Origin of the sequence: Streptomyces sp. NBC_01426 (assembly GCF_036231985.1) — a bacterium.
In the GTDB taxonomy this organism is placed as follows: domain Bacteria; phylum Actinomycetota; class Actinomycetes; order Streptomycetales; family Streptomycetaceae; genus Streptomyces.
Genome location: NZ_CP109500.1, coordinates 4,202,084 through 4,221,072, shown reverse-complemented (window position 1 = coordinate 4,221,072; position 18,989 = coordinate 4,202,084). Strand labels below are relative to the sequence as shown.

Below are 18,989 nucleotides of genomic sequence, written 5' to 3'. Positions count from 1 at the left end.
GGGATCCGGCCCGATGTTCGAGAGCCGCCGCCCGCGCCCGGGAATCGGGGTCGGCCGGCGGGTGGGGCGGGGCTCCGACGCGGGGCCCCGCCACTCGGAGGGATCAGGCGTCGGGGGTGAGCTCGACCTGGATCTCGACCTCGACCGGCGCGTCCAGCGGCAGGACCGCCACACCGACGGCGCTGCGGGCGTGCACGCCCTTGTCGCCGAGGACGGCGCCCAGCAGCTCGCTCGCACCGTTCAGCACGCCCGGCTGGGCGGTGAAGTCGGGCGCCGAGGCGATGAAACCGACGACCTTGACGACACGCGCGATCTTGTCGAGGTCGCCGACCACCGACTTGACGGCGGCCAGGGCGTTCAGCGCGCACGTGGCGGCCAGTTCCTTGGCCTGCTCCGCCGAGACCTCGGCGCCGACCTTGCCGGTGACCGGCAGGCTGCCCTTGACCATCGGGAGCTGGCCCGCGGTGTACACGTACACGCCCGACCGGACGGCCGGCTGGTACGTGGCCAGCGGCGGAACGACCTCGGGCAGGGTCAGGCCCAGCTCGGCCAGCCTCGCGTCGACGATCCCGCTCATGCCGACTTCTCCCGCTTCAGGTAGGCCACGAGCTGCTCGGGGTTGTTCGGCCCGGGCACGACCTGGACGAGCTCCCAGCCGTCCTCGCCCCAGGTGTCCAGGATCTGCTTGGTGGCGTGGACCAGCAGCGGGACGGTCGCGTATTCGAACTTCTTGGTCATGGGAGCGAGCGTAGTGCCTGTCGCGCGGGGCTCACGCGCGCCCCGGATCGCGCGTGGTCCCACCCCCTCCTCCCGTCCGCGCCCGACAGGGCCTGGGTCCTGTCGTCGAAGTGGCGCCGGTAGGGCCCGCGGTGTCCGGTGCCGTGCATCGCAAGGCGCAGGGGCGCCCGTGTACTGGACGTACTCGGGTGCCCCGACAACGCGGCGAGGTGCGGTACCGGGCGCCGCGGGCCAGGCGAGACTTCGACGACAGGACCTAGCGGCCCGCCGCCCGGGGTGCGGGCGCCGACGGGCCGCCCGCCACGACCGCCCCGCCGGGGTCGGCCGGGGCGTCCGCCTGCTGGGCGACGGCTTTGGCCAGGGCTTGGGCGAGGTCGTCGGCGGCCGTGCACGCGGCCGCCAGTTGGAGCAGGAGGGCGAGCGTCTGCCGACCGAGGGCCTCTTCGACCGGCGGCGGCTGGTGGGCCCACTCGGCGCGGAAGACGGCGCGGAGCCGTTCCACCTCGGCTTCGATCCCCCGCCTGCGACCGGCCCGTTTGAGCGCGGCGGTGATCTGGGTCCGGGTCAGCCGGGCGGCCTTGGCCGGGGTCGGGGCCGCCTTGAGGAGTTCGCGCGCCTCGGGCCGGAAGATGCCGTTCGGGCCGTGCGCGGCGGCGGCCAGGGCGGCGGGGTAGTACTCGCGCAGCAGGGACCGGAGCTGATGGGAGATCTGCTGGCGGTGCCAGGTGGCGTCCTGCTGTGCGCGGGCGAGGACGGCGACGGCGCGGGCCTCGTCGGAGTCCGTCGACAGCGGCCGCAGGGCGTGCATGTCGGTGCGCAGGATGTGCGCCAGGACCAGGGCGTCACCGTGGTCGGTCTTCTCGTCGACCCCGTGCCGGTGGCGGTGGCGGGCCGCGGCCGTCGGGTCGACGGCGAAGACGTGCCGAGCGCCGGTGCGCAGGACGGCGACGAGCAGGCCCCGGGAGGTCTCGATGGCGACCGGGATCGGGGCGTCCCGGGTGTCTCCGTACTCGGCGAGCAGGTGGAGCAGGCGCTGGTAACCGGCCGCGTCGTCGGTGATGCGGCGTGCGGCCAGGAGCCGGCCGCCGGCATCGACGAGGGCGACGTCGTGGGTCTTGTCCGCCCAGTCGATTCCGCAGTAGATCAAGGTGTTCCCTCCCCGGGATCACGGGTGTTCGCGCTGGTCACGAGCAGGTGCGGGCCGCGCGGCTCGCTCACTCCGGACGTCGGTGCACGGAACCCGGAAGGCTCGGGCGCATCGAGGGACCACCGTGCGGGCGGGCTCGCGTCACCACTCCAACGAGTGATCAAGGTGTGTGGTGGTGACGTCCAGGAGGACGCCCGGGACCGCCGCTCCGTTGCGATGGCCGACCGGGAACTCCGGGTCCCGCGCCTGGTCCCGCGCCTGGTCCCGCGCCCGGTCCCGCGCCTGGTCCCCGTCGAGCCGCCGCCACCGCGGTCGAAGGGGCCGGTCCGCGCGGCCCCGCCGCGGGCCCCGCCGGCCCGGCTCGGCGCCCGACCGTAACGGACCTCACGGCGCGAACGCGTCCACGAGGCCACCCGGCACCCCCGCACGCGGGCCGAAGGAATTAGGCTCGGGCGCTGTGAGCAGGCTCCAGGTGGTCAGCGGCAAGGGCGGCACCGGCAAGACCACGGTCGCCGCGGCACTCGCGCTCGCCCTCGCACGCGAGGGCAGGCGGACTCTTCTCGTGGAGGTCGAGGGCAGGCAAGGCATCGCGCAGCTCTTCGGCGCGGAGGCGCTCCCGTACGAGGAGCGGAAGATCGCGGTCGCACCCGGCAGGGGCGGTGGCGAGGTGTACGCGCTCGCCATCGACGCCGAACGCGCGCTGCTGGACTACCTCCAGATGTTCTACAAGCTCGGTTCGGCCGGCCGCGCCCTGAAGAAGCTGGGCGCGATCGACTTCGCGACGACCATCGCGCCGGGCCTGCGGGACGTCCTGCTGACGGGCAAGGCCTGCGAGGCGGTCCGGCGCAAGGACAAGGCCGGCCGGTTCGTCTACGACCACGTGATCATGGACGCGCCGCCGACCGGGCGCATCACCCGCTTCCTGAACGTCAACGACGAGGTGGCGGGGCTGGCCCGGTTCGGGCCGATCCACAACCAGGCGCAGGCCGTCATGAAGGTGCTCAAGTCACCGGACACGGCGGTCCACCTGGTCACCCTCCTGGAGGAGATGCCCGTCCAGGAGACCGCGGACGGAATCGCGGAGCTGGTCGCGGCGGGTCTCCCGGTCGGCCGGGTCGTCGTGAACATGGTCCGGCCGCACCACCTGGACGAGGACACCCTGCGCGCGGCGGCCGGCGAGCACCGCGCCGACGTGGCGAAGGCGCTGTCCCGGGCCGGTCTGGGCGGCGCGCGGCGCGGCGGACTGGCCGAGCGGCTGGTGGACCCGCTGCTCACGCAGGCCGCCGAGCACGCGAGCCGGGTGGAGCTGGAGCGCGAGCAGCGCACCGTGTTGGAGGGGCTGCCCGTGCCGACGTACGAACTCCCGCTGCTCGGCGGGGGGATGGACCTGGCCGGGCTCTACGAGCTGGCGACGGAGCTGCGGAAGCAGGCGGGCGACGAATGAGCGAGGCCATGGGCGCGAGCACGGGCATGAACACGCCGCCGCGACTGGCGGTCGACGCGCTGTTGGACGATCCGAAGACCCGGATCATCGTGTGCTGCGGCGCGGGCGGGGTCGGCAAGACCACCACGGCCGCGGCGCTGGGCGTGCGGGCGGCGGAGCGCGGCCGGAAGGTCGTCGTGCTCACCATCGACCCGGCGCGCAGGCTGGCCCAGTCGATGGGCATCGACTCGCTGGACAACACCCCGCGCCGCGTCAAGGGCGTGGGCTCCGGCGACGAGGGCGGGGACGGGGACGGCGGCGAACTGCACGCCATGATGCTGGACATGAAGCGAACCTTCGACGAGATCGTCGAGGCGCACGCGGACGGCGAGCGGGCCCAGGCCATCCTGGCGAACCCGTTCTACCAATCCCTGTCGGCCGGCTTCGCCGGCACACAGGAGTACATGGCGATGGAGAAGCTGGGCCAGCTGCGGGCCAAGGACGACTGGGACCTGATCGTCGTCGACACCCCGCCGAGCCGGTCCGCGTTGGACTTCCTGGACGCGCCGAAGCGTCTGGGGTCCTTCCTGGACGGAAGGTTCATCCGGGTCCTGATGGCCCCGGCGAAGGTCGGCGGCCGGGCCGGGATGAAGTTCCTGAATGTCGGCATGTCGATGATGACGGGCACGCTGAGCAAGCTGATGGGTGCCTCGCTCCTCAAGGACGTACAGACCTTCGTGGCCGCGATGGACACGATGTTCGGTGGTTTCCGCACCCGCGCGGACGCCACCTTCCGGCTGCTCCAGGCTCCCGGTACGGCCTTCCTCGTGGTCGCCGCACCCGAACCGGACGCCCTGCGCGAGGCCGCCTACTTCGTGGAGCGGCTGGCCGCGGACCGCATGCCGCTGGCCGGCCTGGTACTGAACCGGGTGCACGTGAGCGGAGCCGACCGGCTGTCCGCGGAGCGGGCGTTGGCCGCCGCAGAGAATCTTGAAGACGGTGGCATTGTCGATCAGAAGTCCGGGAAAGCTGGACTTCGTGACGCGGCCGCGGAGGCCGCCGCCCCCGACTCGGGGGCTCCCGAAACCGGCTCCCCCAGCGCCGGCACGACCGAGTACGGCACGGATCGGCACACGACCGACGAGCACGGCACGGACCGACCCACGACGCACCAGGACGGCACGGACCGACATGATCCGAACCGACACGGCATCGACCAGGACGGCATCGACCGGGACGCCGCTGTCACACCCGACGCCGATGGCGACGGCAAGGACGCTGACGGTAGCGACGATGACGACGCCGACGTGGACGCGATCACCGCGGGTCTGTTGCGCCTGCACGCCGAACGCATGCAGGTGATCGCGCGCGAACGACGCACGCACGATCGTTTCACCTCACTCCACCCCGAGGTGGCGGTGGCCGAAGTGGCCGCCCTGCCCGGCGATGTACACGACCTCGCCGGGCTGCGGGCCATCGGAGAACGGCTCGCGGCCGGGGTTCCGGCCGGAGCGTAGGCGTCTCGTACGCGACTCCCCGAGGGGAGCCCGTGCGCGGGACCGCCCGGGTGATCTACCCGGCAGCCGCGTACGTCTCGTACGGAACGTCGATCTCCGCGTCCACATCCATGGTGAGGATGCCCGTACTGCGCTCGTATTCCGTCCGAGCGGTTTCGAGCAGCCGTCGCCACGAGGTGACGGTGGGACGCCGGCGCAACAGTGCGCGTCGTTCCCGCTCGGTCATTCCGCCCCATACTCCGAACTCGACACGATTGTCGAGCGCGTCGGCCAGGCACTCGGTCCGCACCGGACATCCGGTGCACACCGCCTTGGCCCTGTTCTGTGCCGCTCCTTGAACAAACAGTTCATCCGGATCGGTAGTGCGGCAGGCTGCCTGCGCACTCCAGTCGGTAACCCAGCCCATCCCGGCGCCGTCCTCTCCCGAATCGAGGCTCCCCCACGGCGGTAGCGGCATATTCACCGCTGCCAGTTGAGGACGTTACGGAAGGCGGGCACAGTGCAACACCCCCGTCGGGCCCAATCTTGAATGGTCCGAACGGACTATGGGTAAGCGGCAGATCACCCGACGGAGTGATCGCACGACATGCCCGACCATTCCGGCGATCTGGGTGAAATCGGCGGCGGACCATCAGAGCGAACGGCGGGATTCGGACATCTGTCCACCCCATTCGGGAAGGGTGAAATTCAAGCCGAAGGGTTGATGTCGTGCCGCACTGCTGTGACAGTTGGGGACAGCTTAGGCCAAGGCATTCGCGCGTGTCCGGCGAATGAGAACGTAGGCTGCCCTCCATGGGAAAGAAGCGCTCGGGCGGCGGGCTCACGGGGCCACAGCAGGCCGCCAAGTTCCTCGGTGTGTCTGTCCTCTCCGGAGTCGTACTGGCCGGAATCGCGATCCCGGGCGCCGGCGCCCTGGGTCTCGCGGCCAAGGGAACGGTCGAGGGTTTCGATGAGATCCCGGCCAATCTCAAGACACCTCCGTTGAGCCAGCGCACCACGATTTTGGACGCTGAGGGTGGCCTGATCGCCACCGTCTATTCACGCGACCGTCAGGTGGTACCCCTGACGGCCATCTCGCCGTACATGCAGAAGGCGATCGTCGCGATCGAGGACTCGCGTTTCTACGAACACGGCGCGGTCGACCTCAAGGGCATCCTGCGCGCGGTCAACCGCAACGCACAGGAAGGCGGCGCCGCACAGGGCGCCTCCACCCTTACCCAGCAGTACGTGAAGAACGTGTTCGTCGAGGAGGCCGGCGACGACGAGACGAAGGTGCGCGAGGCGCAGGAGAAGAGCCTCGGGCGCAAGATCCGCGAGCTGAAGTACGCGATCCAGGTAGAAGAGGAACTCGGCAAGAAGAAGATCCTCGAGAACTACCTGAACATCACGTACTTCGGGCAGCAGGCCTACGGAATCGAGTCGGCCGCCCAGCGGTACTTCAGCAAGCCGGCCAAGGACCTCACCCTGGAGCAGTCCGCGCTGCTGGCCGGCGTCGTGCAGTCGCCGACCCGGTTCGACCCGGTGAACGACTCGACGGAGGCGATGAAGCGCCGCAACATCGTCCTCCAGCGGATGGCCGACATGAAGGACGTCTCGCAGGCGGAGGCGGACCAAGCGAAGCTGAAGCCCGTCACGCTGAAGGTGACCCGGCCCAAGAACGGCTGCATCACGGCCGTCAAGGGCGCGGGCTTCTTCTGTGACTACGTCCGCAACAGTTTCCTGACCGACCCGGTCTTCGGCAAGACGCGCGCGGAGCGGGCGAAAATCTGGAACCAGGGCGGCCTGACGGTCCGTACGACGCTGGACCCGCAGTCGCAGGACTCGGTCAACGAGTCGATCAAGGACCACGTCGACCAGGAGGACAAGGTCGCGACGGCCGTGACACTGGTCCAGCCCGGCACCGGTCGGGTCCTCGGCATGGGCCAGTCGAAGCCGTACGGCTTCGGCAAGAACGAGACCCAGATCAACTTCTCGGTCGACAAGCGGCTGGGCGGCTCCAACTTCGGCTTCCCGACCGGCTCGACGTTCAAGCCGTTCGTGGCGGCGGCGGCCATCGAGGGCGGCGTCCCGCCGACCAAGACCTACGCCTCCCCCTACGAGATGGAGTACCCGAGCCCGGTGCAGACCTGCGGCGACAAGCCCTGGGTCAACACCGAGAAGGCCAGGGTGGAGAACGAGTCGGAGAGCGAGGTCGGCCCCTACGCCATGAAGGAGGCGATGGCCAAGTCCATCAACACCTACTTCGTGGAGATGATCTCGGAGGCCGGGCTCTGCCCGATCACCGAGATGACCGGCAAGCTCGGCGTGAAGCCGGCCGACGGCACCAAGCTTCCCGAGGTCCCGGCCATCGCGCTCGGTACCGAGGGCATGTCGCCGCTGACCATGGCCAACGCGTACGCCACCTTCGCCAACCGGGGCGTCCACTGCACCTCGGTCGCCATCGAGTCGATCACCGACTCGCACGGCAAGGCGCTCGCGGTGCCGAAGTCGAAGTGCGAGCGCGTGATGTCGGAGAAGACCGCCGACACCATCAACACGCTGCTGCTCGGCGTGGTCGACACCGGCGGTACCGGTGCCGCGGCCGGTCTGACCGACCGGCAGAGCGCGGGCAAGACCGGTACCACCGAGAACCGCTGGAACGCCTGGTTCGTCGGCTACACCCCCAACATGTCCGGCGCCACCTGGGTCGGATCGGGCGGGGCCAAGCAGGTGCAGATGGAGAACATCTCCATCGGCGGCGAGTACTACGACAAGGTCTACGGCGGTGGCCTGCCCGGCCCGATCTGGAAGCAGGCGGTCTCCGGCGCCCTCTCGGGCCGCGAGTCGCTGAGCTTCTCCACGGTGTCCATCCCGGAGACCTCCTCCCCGGCGGGCGGACCGCGCGGCAACAAGCCGAACCCGCCCGCCACGCCGAACCGACCCGGCAAGCCGAACCGGCCCGGCGGCGACAACAAGCCCGGAGACGGTCGGCCCGGCGGACAGACGGCCGCGGGCGCCACCGGCGGCAACCAGGGCGGCACCAACGGGGGCGACAACGGCGGCAGGACCGGCGGGTTCAGCTTTCCCCCCGGTCTGATCGGCGGACCCGAACCCCGCTGACCGCCCGCGCGGCACCGTACAGACAAGAGGGAGGGCCCCCGGCCGGATGCGGCTGGGGGCCCTCCCTCTTGTCCTTCTCGTCCTTACGTGTACCGGTCGTCCGTGTACCGGTCGTCCGTGTACTAGGAGAGGAGCTTCTTCACGGTGGCGGCGACGCGGCCGCCCTCCGCCAGGCCCGCGACCTTCGGGTTCACGATCTTCATGACCGCGCCCATGGCCCGCGGCCCCTCGGCGCCCGCCGCCTTCGCCTCCTCGACCGCCTGCGACACGATCGCGGTCAGCTCGTCGTCGGAGAGCTGCTTGGGCAGGTACTTGTCGAGGAACTCGCCCTCCAGCGTCTCCCGCGCGGCCGACTCGGCACGACCGCCCGCGGCGAACGCCTCCGCGGCCTCGCGGCGCTTCTTCGCCTCCTTGGCGATCACCTTGAGGACCTCGTCGTCGGAGAGCACACGTGCTTCCTTGCCCGCGACCTCCGCGTTGGTGATGGCGGAGAGGGTCAGGCGCAGCGTGGACGAAGCGAGTTCGTCGCGCGCCCTGATGGCTGCGGTGAGGTCTTCCTGGAGCTTGGCCTTGAGCGTGGTCATGCACATGAGTCTGCCAGGTGTGGGGGCGTCGGCGCCCGCCGGTTTTCCTCGGGAGGCGTCGAGGGTGCGACGATGGGGGCATGCGTGCGCGTTACGGAGTACCACTGAAGGTCACGGCCGCAGTCGCGGCCGTGGGGGCCGCGGGTGTGGCTTATGCCGCCGGCTTCGAGGCGAGGTCGTTCCGCCTGCGTCGGGTGACGGTCCCCGTCCTGCCCCGCGGGATGCGGCCCCTGCGCGTCCTACAGGTGTCGGACATCCACATGGTCGGCGGGCAGCGCAAGAAGCGCGCCTGGCTGCAGTCCCTCGCGGGTCTGCGCCCCGACTTCGTCGTGAACACCGGCGACAACCTCTCCGACACGGAGGGCATCCCCGAGGTACTGGACGCGCTCGGCCCGCTGATGGACTTCCCCGGCGTGTACGTCTTCGGGTCGAACGACTACTACGGGCCCCGGCTGCGCAACCCCGGGCTCTACCTGATCGAGAAGCTCCAGGGCCGGCACGGGCTGAACGGCAACAAGCCGGTCGTCGGCGCCGTCCACAACCCGTGGGAGGAACTGCGGGACGCCTTCGACGCGGCGGGCTGGCAGAACCTCACCAACACACGGGGCCGGCTGAAGCTGGACGGCCTGGAGCTGGCCTTCACCGGGCTGGACGACCCGCACATCAAGCGGGACAGGTACGAGATGGTCGCGGGCGGGCCCGAGGCGGACGCGGACTTCTCGATGGCCGTGGTGCACGCCCCGTATCTGCGGACCCTGGAGTCCTTCACCGCCGACGGCTACCCGCTGATCCTGGCCGGTCACACGCACGGCGGGCAGCTGTGCATCCCCTTCTACGGGGCACTGGTCACCAACTGCGACCTCGACACGAAGCGGGTGAAGGGCCTGTCCACGCACGAGACCGGCGGGAACCGCGCGTACCTGCACGTCTCGGCGGGCTGCGGAACCAACAAGTTCACGCCCGTGCGCTTCGCCTGCCCGCCCGAGGCCACCCTGTTGACGCTGACCCCCAAGGCGTGAGCCGCGCCGCACCCGGCGTCCTCGTCACCGTCGCGTTCCGCGCCCTGATCGCCCTGGCCGCGACGGTGGGGGTGGCGCCCGGGCCCGGTAGGGGCCGGGCCTCCCGCGAAAACCGGATTTCGTCTCCGGCCGACGGTCCGCTAAAGTAATCGATGTCGCCAGGCAGCAAGCCTGCAAGGCGGCATCGGGGTGTAGCGCAGCTTGGCAGCGCGCTTCGTTCGGGACGAAGAGGTCGTGGGTTCAAATCCCGCCACCCCGACTTCGTAAGACCAGGTCAAGGGCTTGATCCGCATCGCGGGTCAGGCCCTTTCTGCGTTTCCGGGGCCCGGTGGTGGGGCGTGTCGGATGCGTGCGGGGGCCGGTGGGGTGGTTTCGGGGGAGCATGAAGGGATGGAGAGGGCATCCCCGGGGGGTGTCGGTGGGCCGGGTCGGGTGGCCGCGGTCGGGGAGGGGATCGGGGCGGACGAGCTGGCGCTGGCCGCCCGCAACCACGGTCTGCCCTTGGAGGCGCTGCGTTACGAGGTGACGCCGGCCGGGCTGCACTACGTACTGGTGCACTACGACATCCCCGCGGCCGACGCGGGCGGGTGGCGGCTGCGGGTCGGTGGGCGGGTGCGGACGGCGGTGGAGTGGGGGCCGGACGAGCTGCGTGCCCGACCGGCCGTCACGCGGCGGGTGACCATGGAGTGTGCCGGGAACGGGCGGGCGCGGTTGTCGCCGCGGCCGGTGAGCCAGCCCTGGCTGGTCGAGGCGGTGGGGACCGCCGACTGGACGGGGGTGGCGCTGGGCGGGCTGCTCGCCGAGGCGGGCGTGGAGCCGGACGCGGTCGAGGCGGTGTTCACGGGCGCCGACCACGGGTTCGAGCGCGGGGTGGAGCAGGACTACCGGCGGAGCCTGCCGCTGCCGATCGACGCGGACGTGTTGGTCGCGTACGAGATGAACGGGCGGCCGCTGCCGCCGCAGCACGGGTATCCGCTGCGGCTGGTGGTGCCCGGCTGGTACGGCATGGCCCAGGTGAAGTGGCTGACGGACATCACGCTGGTCGACGCGCCGTTCACGGGGTTCCAGCAGTCCGTGGCCTACCGGCTGCGGCAGTCGCCCGACGAGGCCGGGGAGCCCGTGACCCTGATCGAGCCGCGCGCCCTGATGGCGCCGCCGGGCTTCCCCGACTTCATGTCCCGTACCCGTGTCGTGCGGCCCGGGTCGGTGCCGCTGGCGGGCCGGGCGTGGTCGGGGTACGGGCCGGTGGTTCGGGTGGAGTTCAGTGCCGACGCGGGCCTGACCTGGGTCGACTTCGAGGTGGCGGCGCCGTTCGGCGGACGCTGTGCCTGGCAGGCCTGGCGCGGGGCGTGGGAGGCGACGCCGGGTGAACACACCCTGGCCGTACGGGCCACGGACGCCGAGGGGCGGCGGCAGCCGCTCGAACAGGCCTGGAACCGGGGCGGCTTCGGCAACAACGCGGTCCAGCGGGTGGCGGTGGTGTGCGCCCCGCTGGGGTGACCGTTCGGCTCCCGGCGGGTGTGAGGAGATTCAGCGCCGCCGGTCCGGGTCGGCGTCCGGGCCCGTAGAGGTGTCCGGGGCCGTAGAGGTGTCCGGGCCCGTGGAGGTGTCCGGGGCCGGGTAGGCGTCGAGTTCCGTGCGGACCAGGGTGACGAACTCTCGGGTGCGGGTGTCGACCGCGCGGTCCTCGGCCAGCCGGTGGAGGTGGTCGAGTACGGCGTCGACCGTGTCGAAGGGGCCGACGGGGCGCAGCAGCCACAGCCGGCCCCGGGGGCGGGGCGGCAGGCCGAGGTCGGCGAGGGCCGTCACGGATTCGGCGTCGAGGAGGTCCACGTCCTCGTCCGGGAGCGGGGCGCACTCCACGCGCGTGATGTGGCCGCGGCCGTCCAGTTCGCTCTCCACGGCCCAGTGGGTGCCGCGGTCCGGGATCCAGGTGCGGGCGCTCGGGGGCCAGACGTAGGGGAGGAAGACCCACGTCGCGTTCTCGGGTGCGGGCTCCCAGCCGAGCACCGCCAGTTCCCTGATCTCGGGCAGTCGGTCCGGTTCCTGTTCGCTGCGTCCGGTGCGGCGCTGTGCGAGCGGGTGGGGTGATCCGGTCTCGTCCCAGGACATGCGGGCACGCTATCCGACGGGGTGGCGGATGTGCGTGACCCTGTGGGGTCCCGGCGGTCCCGGGCGTACGCTGGGGCACAAGTAGACGCTGTCCACATCTTTGGAATCGACGATCCCATGCCCGCACCGGCCACCGAACCGACGCCCAAGCGCGCCACCTACCGCCACGGCAACCTCCGCAGCGCCCTGCTCGACGCGGCTCTGGAACTGGCCCGCGAGGGCGGGCCCGACGCGGTCTCGCTGCGCGAGGTCACTCGGCGGGCCGGGGTCTCGCCCAACGCCGCGTACCGGCACTTCGCCGACCGGGGGGCGCTGGTGCACGCGGTCTCGCAGGCGGCGATGGCGCACGTCGCGCGGGCGATGGAGGCCGAGATCGACGCCCTCCCGTCCGCCGGGGATCCCGCGGCGGGGGCGCGGGCACGCTTCCGGGCGGTGGGGACGGGGTACCTCCGCTTCGCCGTCACCGAACCGGGCTGGTTCCGGACGGCGTTCCACGTCCCGGCCGACATGGTCCACGCCACCGACACCACCGCCGCCGGCGAGGGCGGGCTCACCCCCTTCGAGCTGCTCGGCGCCGCCTTGGACGGGCTCGTGGACGTCGGCGCGCTGCCCGCCGAGCGTCGCCCGGGCGCGGAGTTCCTCGCCTGGTCGGCGGTGCACGGGCTGGCGGTGCTGGTGATCGACGGTCCGCTGCGCGGGGTCACCCCGGAGCAGGTCCACGACGCGGGCCAGGACGTGATCGCGATGTTGGAGCGGGGGATCTGAGACCGCTCGGATCCGGGGCGCCGCGGCGCGACACAGGCGCGTCCGCCGCCGTGCCCGGGCGGCGGCTCACGGTCGTCTGAAGTCCACTTCCGACGGGCCCGGTTCGCCGGGCCAGGACAGCAGGGTCGGGGCGGGCGGGTTCTCGGCGAGGACGGTGCCGCGCGAGACGACGTACCGGGGTCGGACCTGGCGGCGGATCGCCTCGGTGGGCGACTCGGCCGGCAGCAGGACGAAGGAGGCCGGGGCGCCCGGGGTGATGCCGTACTCGGTCGCGGACAGGCCGAGGACCCGCGCGGCGCGGTCGGTCACCATCTCGAAGGCGCGGGGGATCTCGTCGGCCCCGGTGAGTTGGGCCGCGTACACGCCGACGAGGGCGGTCTGGAGCGGATTGCCGGTGCCCAGGGCGTTCCAGGGGTCCATCACGTCGTCGTGGCCGAAGGCCACGTTCACCCCGGCCGCCAGCATCTCCTTGACCTGGGTGAGGCCGCGCCGTTTGGGATAGGCGTCGAAGCGGCCCTGGAGGTTGAGGTTCGCGAACGGGTTGGAGACGAGGTTGATCCCGGCGCGGGACAGCAGCCGTTGGAGTTTGAAGCTGTACGCGCCGCCGTAGGAACCCATGGCGGTCGTGTGGGAGGCCGTCGCGCGTTCGCGCAGCCCGGTGCGCAGCGCGAGCGCGGCCAGGACCTCCACGAAGCGGGACTGTTCGTCGTCGATCTCGTCGCAGTGCGCGTCGACGCGCAGGCCCCGTTCCTCGGCGAGCGCGAAGGCGATGCCGAGCGAGGCCACCCCGTCCTCGCGGGTGTCCTCGAAGTGCGGGATCGCGCCGACCACGTCCGCGCCGCGTCGGACCGCCTCGCGCAGCAGCGCCTCGCCGTCGGGGAAGGAGACGATGCCCTCCTGCGGGAAGGCGACGATCTGCAGGGTCATGACGTCCCGTACCCGGTCCCGGACCTCCAGCAGCGCGTCGAGGGCGGTGAGCCGCGGGTCGGTGATGTCGCAGTGGGTGCGTACGTGCAGCACGCCCTGGGCCGCCTGCCAGCGCAGCACCTCGGTGGCGCGGGCGATGACGTCCTCGCGGGTCAGGGTCGGTTTGCGCTCGCTCCAGCAGGCGATGCCCTCCCAGAGGGTGCCGGAGGCGTTCGGGCGCGGCTCGCCGGCCGTGAGGGCGGTGTCGAGGTGGATGTGCGGCTCGACGAAGGGGGCGGTGAGCAGGCCGCCGTGCGCCTCGATCAGGACGCCGGTGGCGGGTGGCTCCTTCTGGTCGTCGTGCGGGACGACGCGGGCGATCCGGCCGTCCTCCGCGACCTCCACGTCGCTGAGTCCGTCGCCGCCGGCGGTGTGGTGGTCGGTCAACAGCCGGGCGCCCCGGACGATCATCCGCATGGCGTCAGCGTACGACCGGGGGCGGCCGGGTGGGCCTCAGGCGGGCCGGGGCGGCGTCATCGCCCGAACGCCGACGGCCCGCGGTTCCCGGTGGGAAACCGCGGGCCGGTGACGGGGTGACGGGCGGTGGGACGGCGCCGTGACGGGTCGGTGACGTGGTCGGTCAGCCGCGCTTGGCCTGGTCCTTTTGTTGCATGCCCCGGGTCTTCGCGGAGATCGACTGCACATCCCCGTCACCCGTTCGGCGGACTCAGCCGCCGCGCTGCGATCCGGACGACGGGGGCTTCATTCCGCGCGAACGGCGCGCGTCCTCGTCCATCGCCCGGGCCTGGGCCTCGGCGATGTCCTCGATCCTGCCCTTGCTCTGTTGGTCCGAGCTCTTCGACATCCGCGAACGCGAGGAGCCGCTGTCGCCCGACATGTCGGACTGCTCCTTGGGCTGCTTCGCCATGATCGTTCCTCCTTGAGGACGGCGGGTGGGATCCCCGCCCACGCTGCCGCCTTCCGGGCGCCGGGACCATCCGACAGCGCCGATCGGGTTACATGGGGGGCATGACTGACGCAGACGCCTTCGCAGACACGCCCGCCATGCCCGACTGGGAGAAACGCTTCCGGGCCCCGCGCGTCGGGCTGCCCGAGTGGGCCGAGGACGCGCCGGACCGTTCCCTGTTCGTCTCCAACGCGACCGGGACCTACGAGCTGTACGCCTGGGACCGCGCCACCGGTGCCCAACGTCAGGCCACGGACCGTCCGAACGGCACCACCGACGGCACCCTCTCCCCCGACGGCGAGTGGATCTGGTGGTTCTCCGACACCGACGGTGACGAGTTCGGCACCTGGGTCCGCCAGCCGTTCGCGGGCGGCCCCGACACGCCGGCCACGCCCGGTCTGGAGCCCTCGTACCCCGCCGGACTCGCCATCGGCCGCGACGGCACGGCCGTCGTCGGCCGGTCCACCGACGAGGAGGGCACCACCGTCCACGTCGTCCGGCCGGGCGGCGGCGCGCCGGCCGTGATCTACCGGCACCGCGAGTCCGCCGGCGTGGGCGACCTGTCCCGCGACGGGACCCTGCTGGTCATCGAGCACACCGAGCACGGCGACGCGATGCACTCGGCGCTGCGCGTCGTCACCCTCGACGGGTCCGCGGTCGCGGAGCTCGACGACTCGAAGGGCGGCACGGTGGAGCTGGGGCTGGGCGTGCTCGGCTTCGCCCCGGTCGCCGGCGACACCCGGCTGCTCGTCGCCCACCAGCGGCGCGGCCGCTGGGAGCCGATGATCTGGGACGTGGCCACGGGCACCGAGACCGACCTGGGGATCGAGCTGCCGGGCGACGTGGGCGCCGAGTGGTACCCGGACGGTTCGGCGCTGCTGGTGTCGCACGACTTCGAGGCGCGCGGCGAGCTGTGGCGCTACGACCTGGACTCGCGGTCCCTCGTCCCGGTGGAGACTCCCCCGGGTTCGGTGTCCGGTGCGACGGCCCGCCCGGACGGGTCGGTGGAGTACCAGTGGTCCTCGGCGGCCGAGCCGGCGGCCGTGCGGTCCACGGCGGGCGGTGTCGTGCTGGACCCGCCCGGTTTCCGGCCGCCGGGCTCGGTGCCGGTGGAGGACGTGTGGGTGGAGGGTCCGGGCGGTCGGATCCACGCGCTCGCGCAGCGGCCGACGGGCCGCGGGGACGGCCCCTTCCCGACGATCTTCGAGATCCACGGCGGCCCGACCCACCACGACACCGACTCGTTCCTGGCGACCCCGGCGGCCTGGCTCGACCACGGCTTCGCGGTGGTCCGGGTCAACTACCGGGGTTCGACGGGCTACGGGCGCGAGTGGACCGACGCCCTCAAGCACCGGGTCGGTCTGATCGAGCTGGAGGACATCGCGGCCGTCCGGGAGTGGGCCGTCGCGTCCGGTCTGGCGGATCCGGCGCGGCTGGTGCTGTCCGGCGGCTCGTGGGGCGGGTACCTGACGCTGCTGGGCCTGGGGACCCAGCCGGACGCCTGGGCGGTGGGGCTGGCGGCGGTGCCGGTCGCGGACTACGTGACGGCGTACCACGACGAGATGGAGGCGCTGAAGTCCCTGGACCGCACCCTCTTCGGCGGCACTCCGGAGGAGGTCCCGGACCGTTTCGAGGCGTCCTCCCCGCTGACGTACGTGGACTCGGTGAAGGCGCCCGTGCACATCGCGGCGGGTCTCAACGACCCGCGCTGCCCGATCCGGCAGATCGAGAACTACGTGGACCGCCTCGCGGCGCGCGGGGCGGTGCACGAGGTGTACCGGTACGACGCCGGGCACGGTTCGCTGGTCGTGGAGGAGCGGATCAAGCAGGTGCGGATGGACCTGGAGTTCGCGCTGAAGCACCTTCCGGCCTGACCCGGCAGCCGATGACCGGTGCACCCCCCGTACCGTGGTGGGGTGCACCGGTTTCTCCTGACCCCGCGCTGGTGGGGGATCAACGTCTTCGTCGCGCTCGGCGTCCCCTTCTGCCTGTTCATGGGGACCTGGCAGCTCGGCCGGTTCGAGGACCGCGTCGACACCCACCGGGAGGCGTCCGCCGCACGGCCCGCCGACCGGGCGGCCGCGCCGCTGGACTCGCTGCTGCCGGTGGACACCGAGACCTCCGGGCGGCCGGCTTCGGCGTCCGGTGTGTACGGGCGGCAGTTGCTCGTCCCGGAACGGCAGCTCGACGGGAAGTCCGGGTTCTACGTCCTGACCCTGCTGAAGACCGACTCCGGCAAGGCCGTCCCGGTGGTCCGGGGCTGGCTGCCGGGCACCGCGGATCCGGCGAAGGCGCCGGCCGCGCCGAGCGGGCGGGTCGAGGTGACCGGGGCGCTCCAGGCGTCGGAGAACTCCGGGACCAAGGGCGTGTACTCGCAGGGCGGTCTGCCGGCCGGGCAGCTCGGGGTGATCGGCGCCGCGACGCTGGTCAACATGGTGCAGGAGCCGCTGTACGACGCCTGGCTGACGGTGCAGACCCCGTCGGACGGGATGGTTCCGGTGCCCGCGAAGGCGCCGACCAACACCGGCCTGGACCTCAAGGCCTTCCAGAACCTCGGCTACACCGGCGAGTGGTTCGTCTTCGCCGCGTTCGTGCTCTTCATGTGGTTCCGGCTCTACCGGCGCGAGGTGGAGACCCTGCGCGACACGGAGGCGGGCCTGCTGCCGGCGGAGCCGGTCGCCGCGGAACCCGCCCCCGCCGCTACTGCGTCGACGCCCCCAGCGCGATAGCGCCCGTCCGGTAGACCGTCCCGCCGCAGGCGTCGGGGATCGTCGTCTGCGTGGTCGGCGCCCCCGCCTCGGGGGTGTGGGACACGGCCACGCCGGTCGGGTCCGGGCTCGCGCCGCCGTTCACCGGGTCCGCGGCCGCCCCGTCGGCGCCGGCGCCCTGGGTGCCGGCCGGGGGCTCGCCCGTGCCGCCCGCCGGGGGCTTGCCCGTCGGTCCGGCGGATGCCGCCGGACAGGACTGGGCCGAGGGCACCCAGGCGAACCGCACCTCGTACGCGGCGTTCGGTTCGAGGACCACCGTGGCGGACTCGACGGCCGGGTCGGGCAGCAGTCCGCTCGCCGGGTCCCCGGCGGTGTGGCTGAGCACGGTGACCCCGGAGCCCTGCGCGGGCGGGGCCGACCTCGCCACGGAGGCGGCGGTGACGGTGTCCGGGCCGGTGACCGTGCAGTCCCGGCCGGAGACGTTGGTGACCTTGAAGCTGCCGTACACCTTGCCGTCGGCCCGGGGGGCGCGGGCACTGCCCAGCACCCCCAGTTGGTCGGCGGAGCATCCGGGCACCACGCCGGCCGCCCCCACCGGGGGCCTCGGGGTGACGTCCGAACCGCTCGCGGCGCCGGCGGAGGCCGTGCCGGACGGGCCCGCCACGACGCTGTCGGACGGGGAGCCGCTCGGCTGCGGGGACGGCGTGCCGCCGGCGGTCTGGCCCGTCCCCGGGCGGAAGGTGGGCTGGGCGGCGGACTTGCCCGAGCCGTTCTGGTGCGGGTCGGAGGTGCCTCCGCTGTCGCCGTCCTGCTGCTGCCCGTGCCCGGCCATGGCGGAGTGGTCGGTGGCGGAGCCCTGGCCGCCGGTCATGTGCAGGGCGGCCGGGACGGCCGCGCCGGCCAGTACGGCCGCGGCGGCGGCGCAGACGAGGACCTGCCGTTTGCGGGCCCGGCGCGCGGGGACGGCGTACCGCAGTCGCTCCAGCGCCCCCTCGGACGGCTCCAGGCCGTGGACGGCTCCGCTCAGCAGGCTCCGCAGCGCCTGTTCGTCGGCGCCTTCGGCGTCGTTCTTCCGGTCGTCCATCATGACTGCGCAGCCTCCATCGCCACCCGCAGCGCGGCAATGCCCCGCGATCCGTACGCCTTCACCGAGCCGAGCGATATGCCGAGTGTCTCGGCGACCTGAACCTCCGTCATGTCCGCGAAGTAGCGCAGCACGAGGACCTCGCGCTGGCGTCGTTGGAGCCCCCGCATGGACTTGATCAGGTCGTCCCGTTCCAGTTGGTCGTAGGCACCCTCCTCCGCGCTGGCCATGTCCGGCATCGGCTTGGACAGCAGCTTCAGGCCGAGGATGCGGCGGCGCAGCGCGGAGCGGGAGAGGTTGACGACGGTCTGGCGCAGGTAGGCCAGGGTCTTGTCGCGGTCCCGGACCCGGTTGCGGGCCGAGTGGACGCGGATGAAGGCCTCTTGGACCACGTCCTCGCAGGAGGCGGTGTCGTCGAGGAGCAGGGCGGCCAGGCCCAGGAGGGAGCGGTAGTGGGCCTGGTAGGTCTCGGTGAGGTGGTCGACCGTGGTGCCGGCCACGACGACCTTCTCGGTGTCGGCGCCCGCCGCGTCCGGGTGCGCCGGGGGGGCCTGGGCGCTGCCCGGCTCGACCGCGTTCGGGGCGGCCTTGACCGCCGTGTCGTCGGCGGCGTTGCTCCCGGGGGCGCCGGCGCTATCCCGGGGTGAGGGCACGCGGCCGCCCCGGGTCGGTACGACGGACGGCGTGGACGTCGCCGCGCTCGCCGGCGGGACGGGCACGATCACAGGAAGGCCGCCGGGCAGGTCCGATCGCCGGCGCGGGGGAATGATCCCGGTACGCACCGGTATGACGGTGAAGTCGAGCAATGCCTCTGCCACGCCTGTTGGACACGCGTCCCCCCGTCAGGGTTGTACGCGCGAGCCAGAGTTTCCGGCAATATCCCCATTGCGCTCATGCGTACCCGCTCTTCCCGGTTGCCC

17 protein-coding genes, 1 tRNA gene and 1 pseudogene are annotated in these 18,989 nt (G+C 72.3%); 9 read left to right on the top strand and 10 right to left on the bottom strand.

Annotation, left to right across the window (positions count from 1 at the left end):
• Nucleotides 1–103 precede the first annotated feature (103 nt).
• The 3 genes and pseudogenes from OG906_RS18745 to OG906_RS18735 all read right to left on the bottom strand — a co-directional run.
• Nucleotides 104–577 carry a RidA family protein gene (locus tag OG906_RS18745; RefSeq protein WP_267798041.1) on the bottom strand — a complete coding sequence of 158 codons (474 nt, stop codon included), beginning with the start codon at nt 575–577 and terminating at the stop codon, nt 104–106.
• A complete protein-coding gene (locus tag OG906_RS18740) occupies nt 574–738 on the bottom strand; it encodes a DUF4177 domain-containing protein (protein ID WP_107089134.1) in 165 nt (54 codons plus the stop codon). The genes OG906_RS18745 and OG906_RS18740 overlap by 4 nt, the downstream gene beginning before the upstream one ends.
• A gap of 328 nt (nt 739–1,066) precedes the next feature.
• Nucleotides 1,067–1,885 (bottom strand): annotated as a pseudogene (locus OG906_RS18735) (IS110 family transposase); the annotation flags it as partial.
• A gap of 457 nt (nt 1,886–2,342) precedes the next feature.
• Here OG906_RS18735 and OG906_RS18730 point away from each other — a divergent pair.
• A complete protein-coding gene (locus OG906_RS18730; RefSeq protein WP_267798042.1) occupies nt 2,343–3,329 on the top strand; it encodes an ArsA-related P-loop ATPase in 987 nt (328 codons plus the stop codon).
• On the top strand, nt 3,326–4,825 hold the full coding sequence (locus tag OG906_RS18725; protein ID WP_443067398.1) for an ArsA family ATPase: 1,500 nt from the start codon (nt 3,326–3,328) through the stop codon (nt 4,823–4,825). Before OG906_RS18730 ends, OG906_RS18725 begins: the two co-directional genes overlap by 4 nt.
• A 55-nt stretch (nt 4,826–4,880) precedes the next feature.
• On the opposite strand, the gene OG906_RS18720 is transcribed toward OG906_RS18725, so the two are convergent.
• Entirely contained in the window at nt 4,881–5,231 is a 351-nt protein-coding gene (locus OG906_RS18720; protein WP_053676911.1) for a WhiB family transcriptional regulator, read from the bottom strand.
• 386 nt (nt 5,232–5,617) lie between these two features.
• Between OG906_RS18720 and OG906_RS18715 the strand changes: the two genes are divergently transcribed.
• The gene (locus OG906_RS18715; RefSeq protein WP_329444275.1) at nt 5,618–7,924 is read left to right on the top strand and encodes a transglycosylase domain-containing protein; all 2,307 of its coding nucleotides are present in this window, start codon (nt 5,618–5,620) and stop codon (nt 7,922–7,924) included.
• Nucleotides 7,925–8,046: 122 nt separating this feature from the next.
• Here the strand turns inward: OG906_RS18715 and OG906_RS18710 are convergent, their stop codons facing one another.
• A complete protein-coding gene (locus OG906_RS18710; protein WP_053676913.1) occupies nt 8,047–8,508 on the bottom strand; it encodes a GatB/YqeY domain-containing protein in 462 nt (153 codons plus the stop codon).
• Between the two features lie 80 nt (nt 8,509–8,588).
• On the opposite strand from OG906_RS18710, the gene OG906_RS18705 reads away from it, so the two are divergent.
• The 3 genes from OG906_RS18705 to OG906_RS18695 all read left to right on the top strand — a co-directional run bounded on the left by OG906_RS18705 (nt 8,589) and on the right by OG906_RS18695 (nt 11,027).
• Complete coding sequence (locus OG906_RS18705; RefSeq protein WP_329444272.1) at nt 8,589–9,527, top strand: metallophosphoesterase; 939 nt, start codon at nt 8,589–8,591, stop codon at nt 9,525–9,527.
• A 185-nt stretch (nt 9,528–9,712) separates the two neighbouring features.
• A tRNA-Pro gene (locus tag OG906_RS18700) sits at nt 9,713–9,786 on the top strand.
• A 131-nt stretch (nt 9,787–9,917) separates the two neighbouring features.
• Nucleotides 9,918–11,027, top strand: a complete 1,110-nt coding sequence (locus OG906_RS18695) for a sulfite oxidase (protein WP_329444270.1) — start codon at nt 9,918–9,920, stop codon at nt 11,025–11,027.
• A gap of 30 nt (nt 11,028–11,057) precedes the next feature.
• On the opposite strand, the gene OG906_RS18690 is transcribed toward OG906_RS18695, so the two are convergent.
• Nucleotides 11,058–11,639, bottom strand: coding sequence for a DUF5956 family protein (locus OG906_RS18690; protein ID WP_329444268.1), 582 nt, complete (start codon nt 11,637–11,639; stop codon nt 11,058–11,060).
• A 117-nt stretch (nt 11,640–11,756) separates the two neighbouring features.
• Between OG906_RS18690 and OG906_RS18685 the strand changes: the two genes are divergently transcribed.
• A complete protein-coding gene (locus OG906_RS18685) occupies nt 11,757–12,404 on the top strand; it encodes a TetR/AcrR family transcriptional regulator (protein WP_329444265.1) in 648 nt (215 codons plus the stop codon).
• A 66-nt stretch (nt 12,405–12,470) separates the two neighbouring features.
• Here the strand turns inward: OG906_RS18685 and codA are convergent, their stop codons facing one another.
• Both codA and OG906_RS18675 read right to left on the bottom strand, forming a co-directional pair.
• On the bottom strand, nt 12,471–13,787 hold the full coding sequence (gene codA, locus OG906_RS18680) for a cytosine deaminase (RefSeq protein ID WP_329444263.1): 1,317 nt from the start codon (nt 13,785–13,787) through the stop codon (nt 12,471–12,473).
• Nucleotides 13,788–14,037: 250 nt separating this feature from the next.
• On the bottom strand, nt 14,038–14,238 hold the full coding sequence (locus OG906_RS18675; RefSeq protein ID WP_053676933.1) for a hypothetical protein: 201 nt from the start codon (nt 14,236–14,238) through the stop codon (nt 14,038–14,040).
• A gap of 92 nt (nt 14,239–14,330) precedes the next feature.
• Here OG906_RS18675 and OG906_RS18670 point away from each other — a divergent pair, with 92 nt between their 5' ends.
• Nucleotides 14,331–16,151, top strand: a complete 1,821-nt coding sequence (locus tag OG906_RS18670; RefSeq protein WP_267802647.1) for a S9 family peptidase — start codon at nt 14,331–14,333, stop codon at nt 16,149–16,151.
• A 42-nt stretch (nt 16,152–16,193) separates the two neighbouring features.
• Nucleotides 16,194–17,006: an SURF1 family protein gene (locus tag OG906_RS18665; protein ID WP_267802648.1), complete on the top strand. Its 813-nt coding sequence runs from the start codon at nt 16,194–16,196 to the stop codon at nt 17,004–17,006.
• Here the strand turns inward: OG906_RS18665 and OG906_RS18660 are convergent.
• Together OG906_RS18660 and OG906_RS18655 are read right to left on the bottom strand one after the other, a co-directional pair.
• On the bottom strand, nt 16,978–18,072 hold the full coding sequence (locus OG906_RS18660; protein ID WP_329444260.1) for a hypothetical protein: 1,095 nt from the start codon (nt 18,070–18,072) through the stop codon (nt 16,978–16,980). The two genes, OG906_RS18665 and OG906_RS18660, sit on opposite strands and share 29 nt — an antisense overlap.
• The gene (locus OG906_RS18655) at nt 18,069–18,839 is read right to left on the bottom strand and encodes a SigE family RNA polymerase sigma factor (protein ID WP_392893819.1); all 771 of its coding nucleotides are present in this window, start codon (nt 18,837–18,839) and stop codon (nt 18,069–18,071) included. The genes OG906_RS18660 and OG906_RS18655 overlap by 4 nt, the downstream gene beginning before the upstream one ends.
• Between the last annotated feature and the right edge of the window lie 150 nt (nt 18,840–18,989).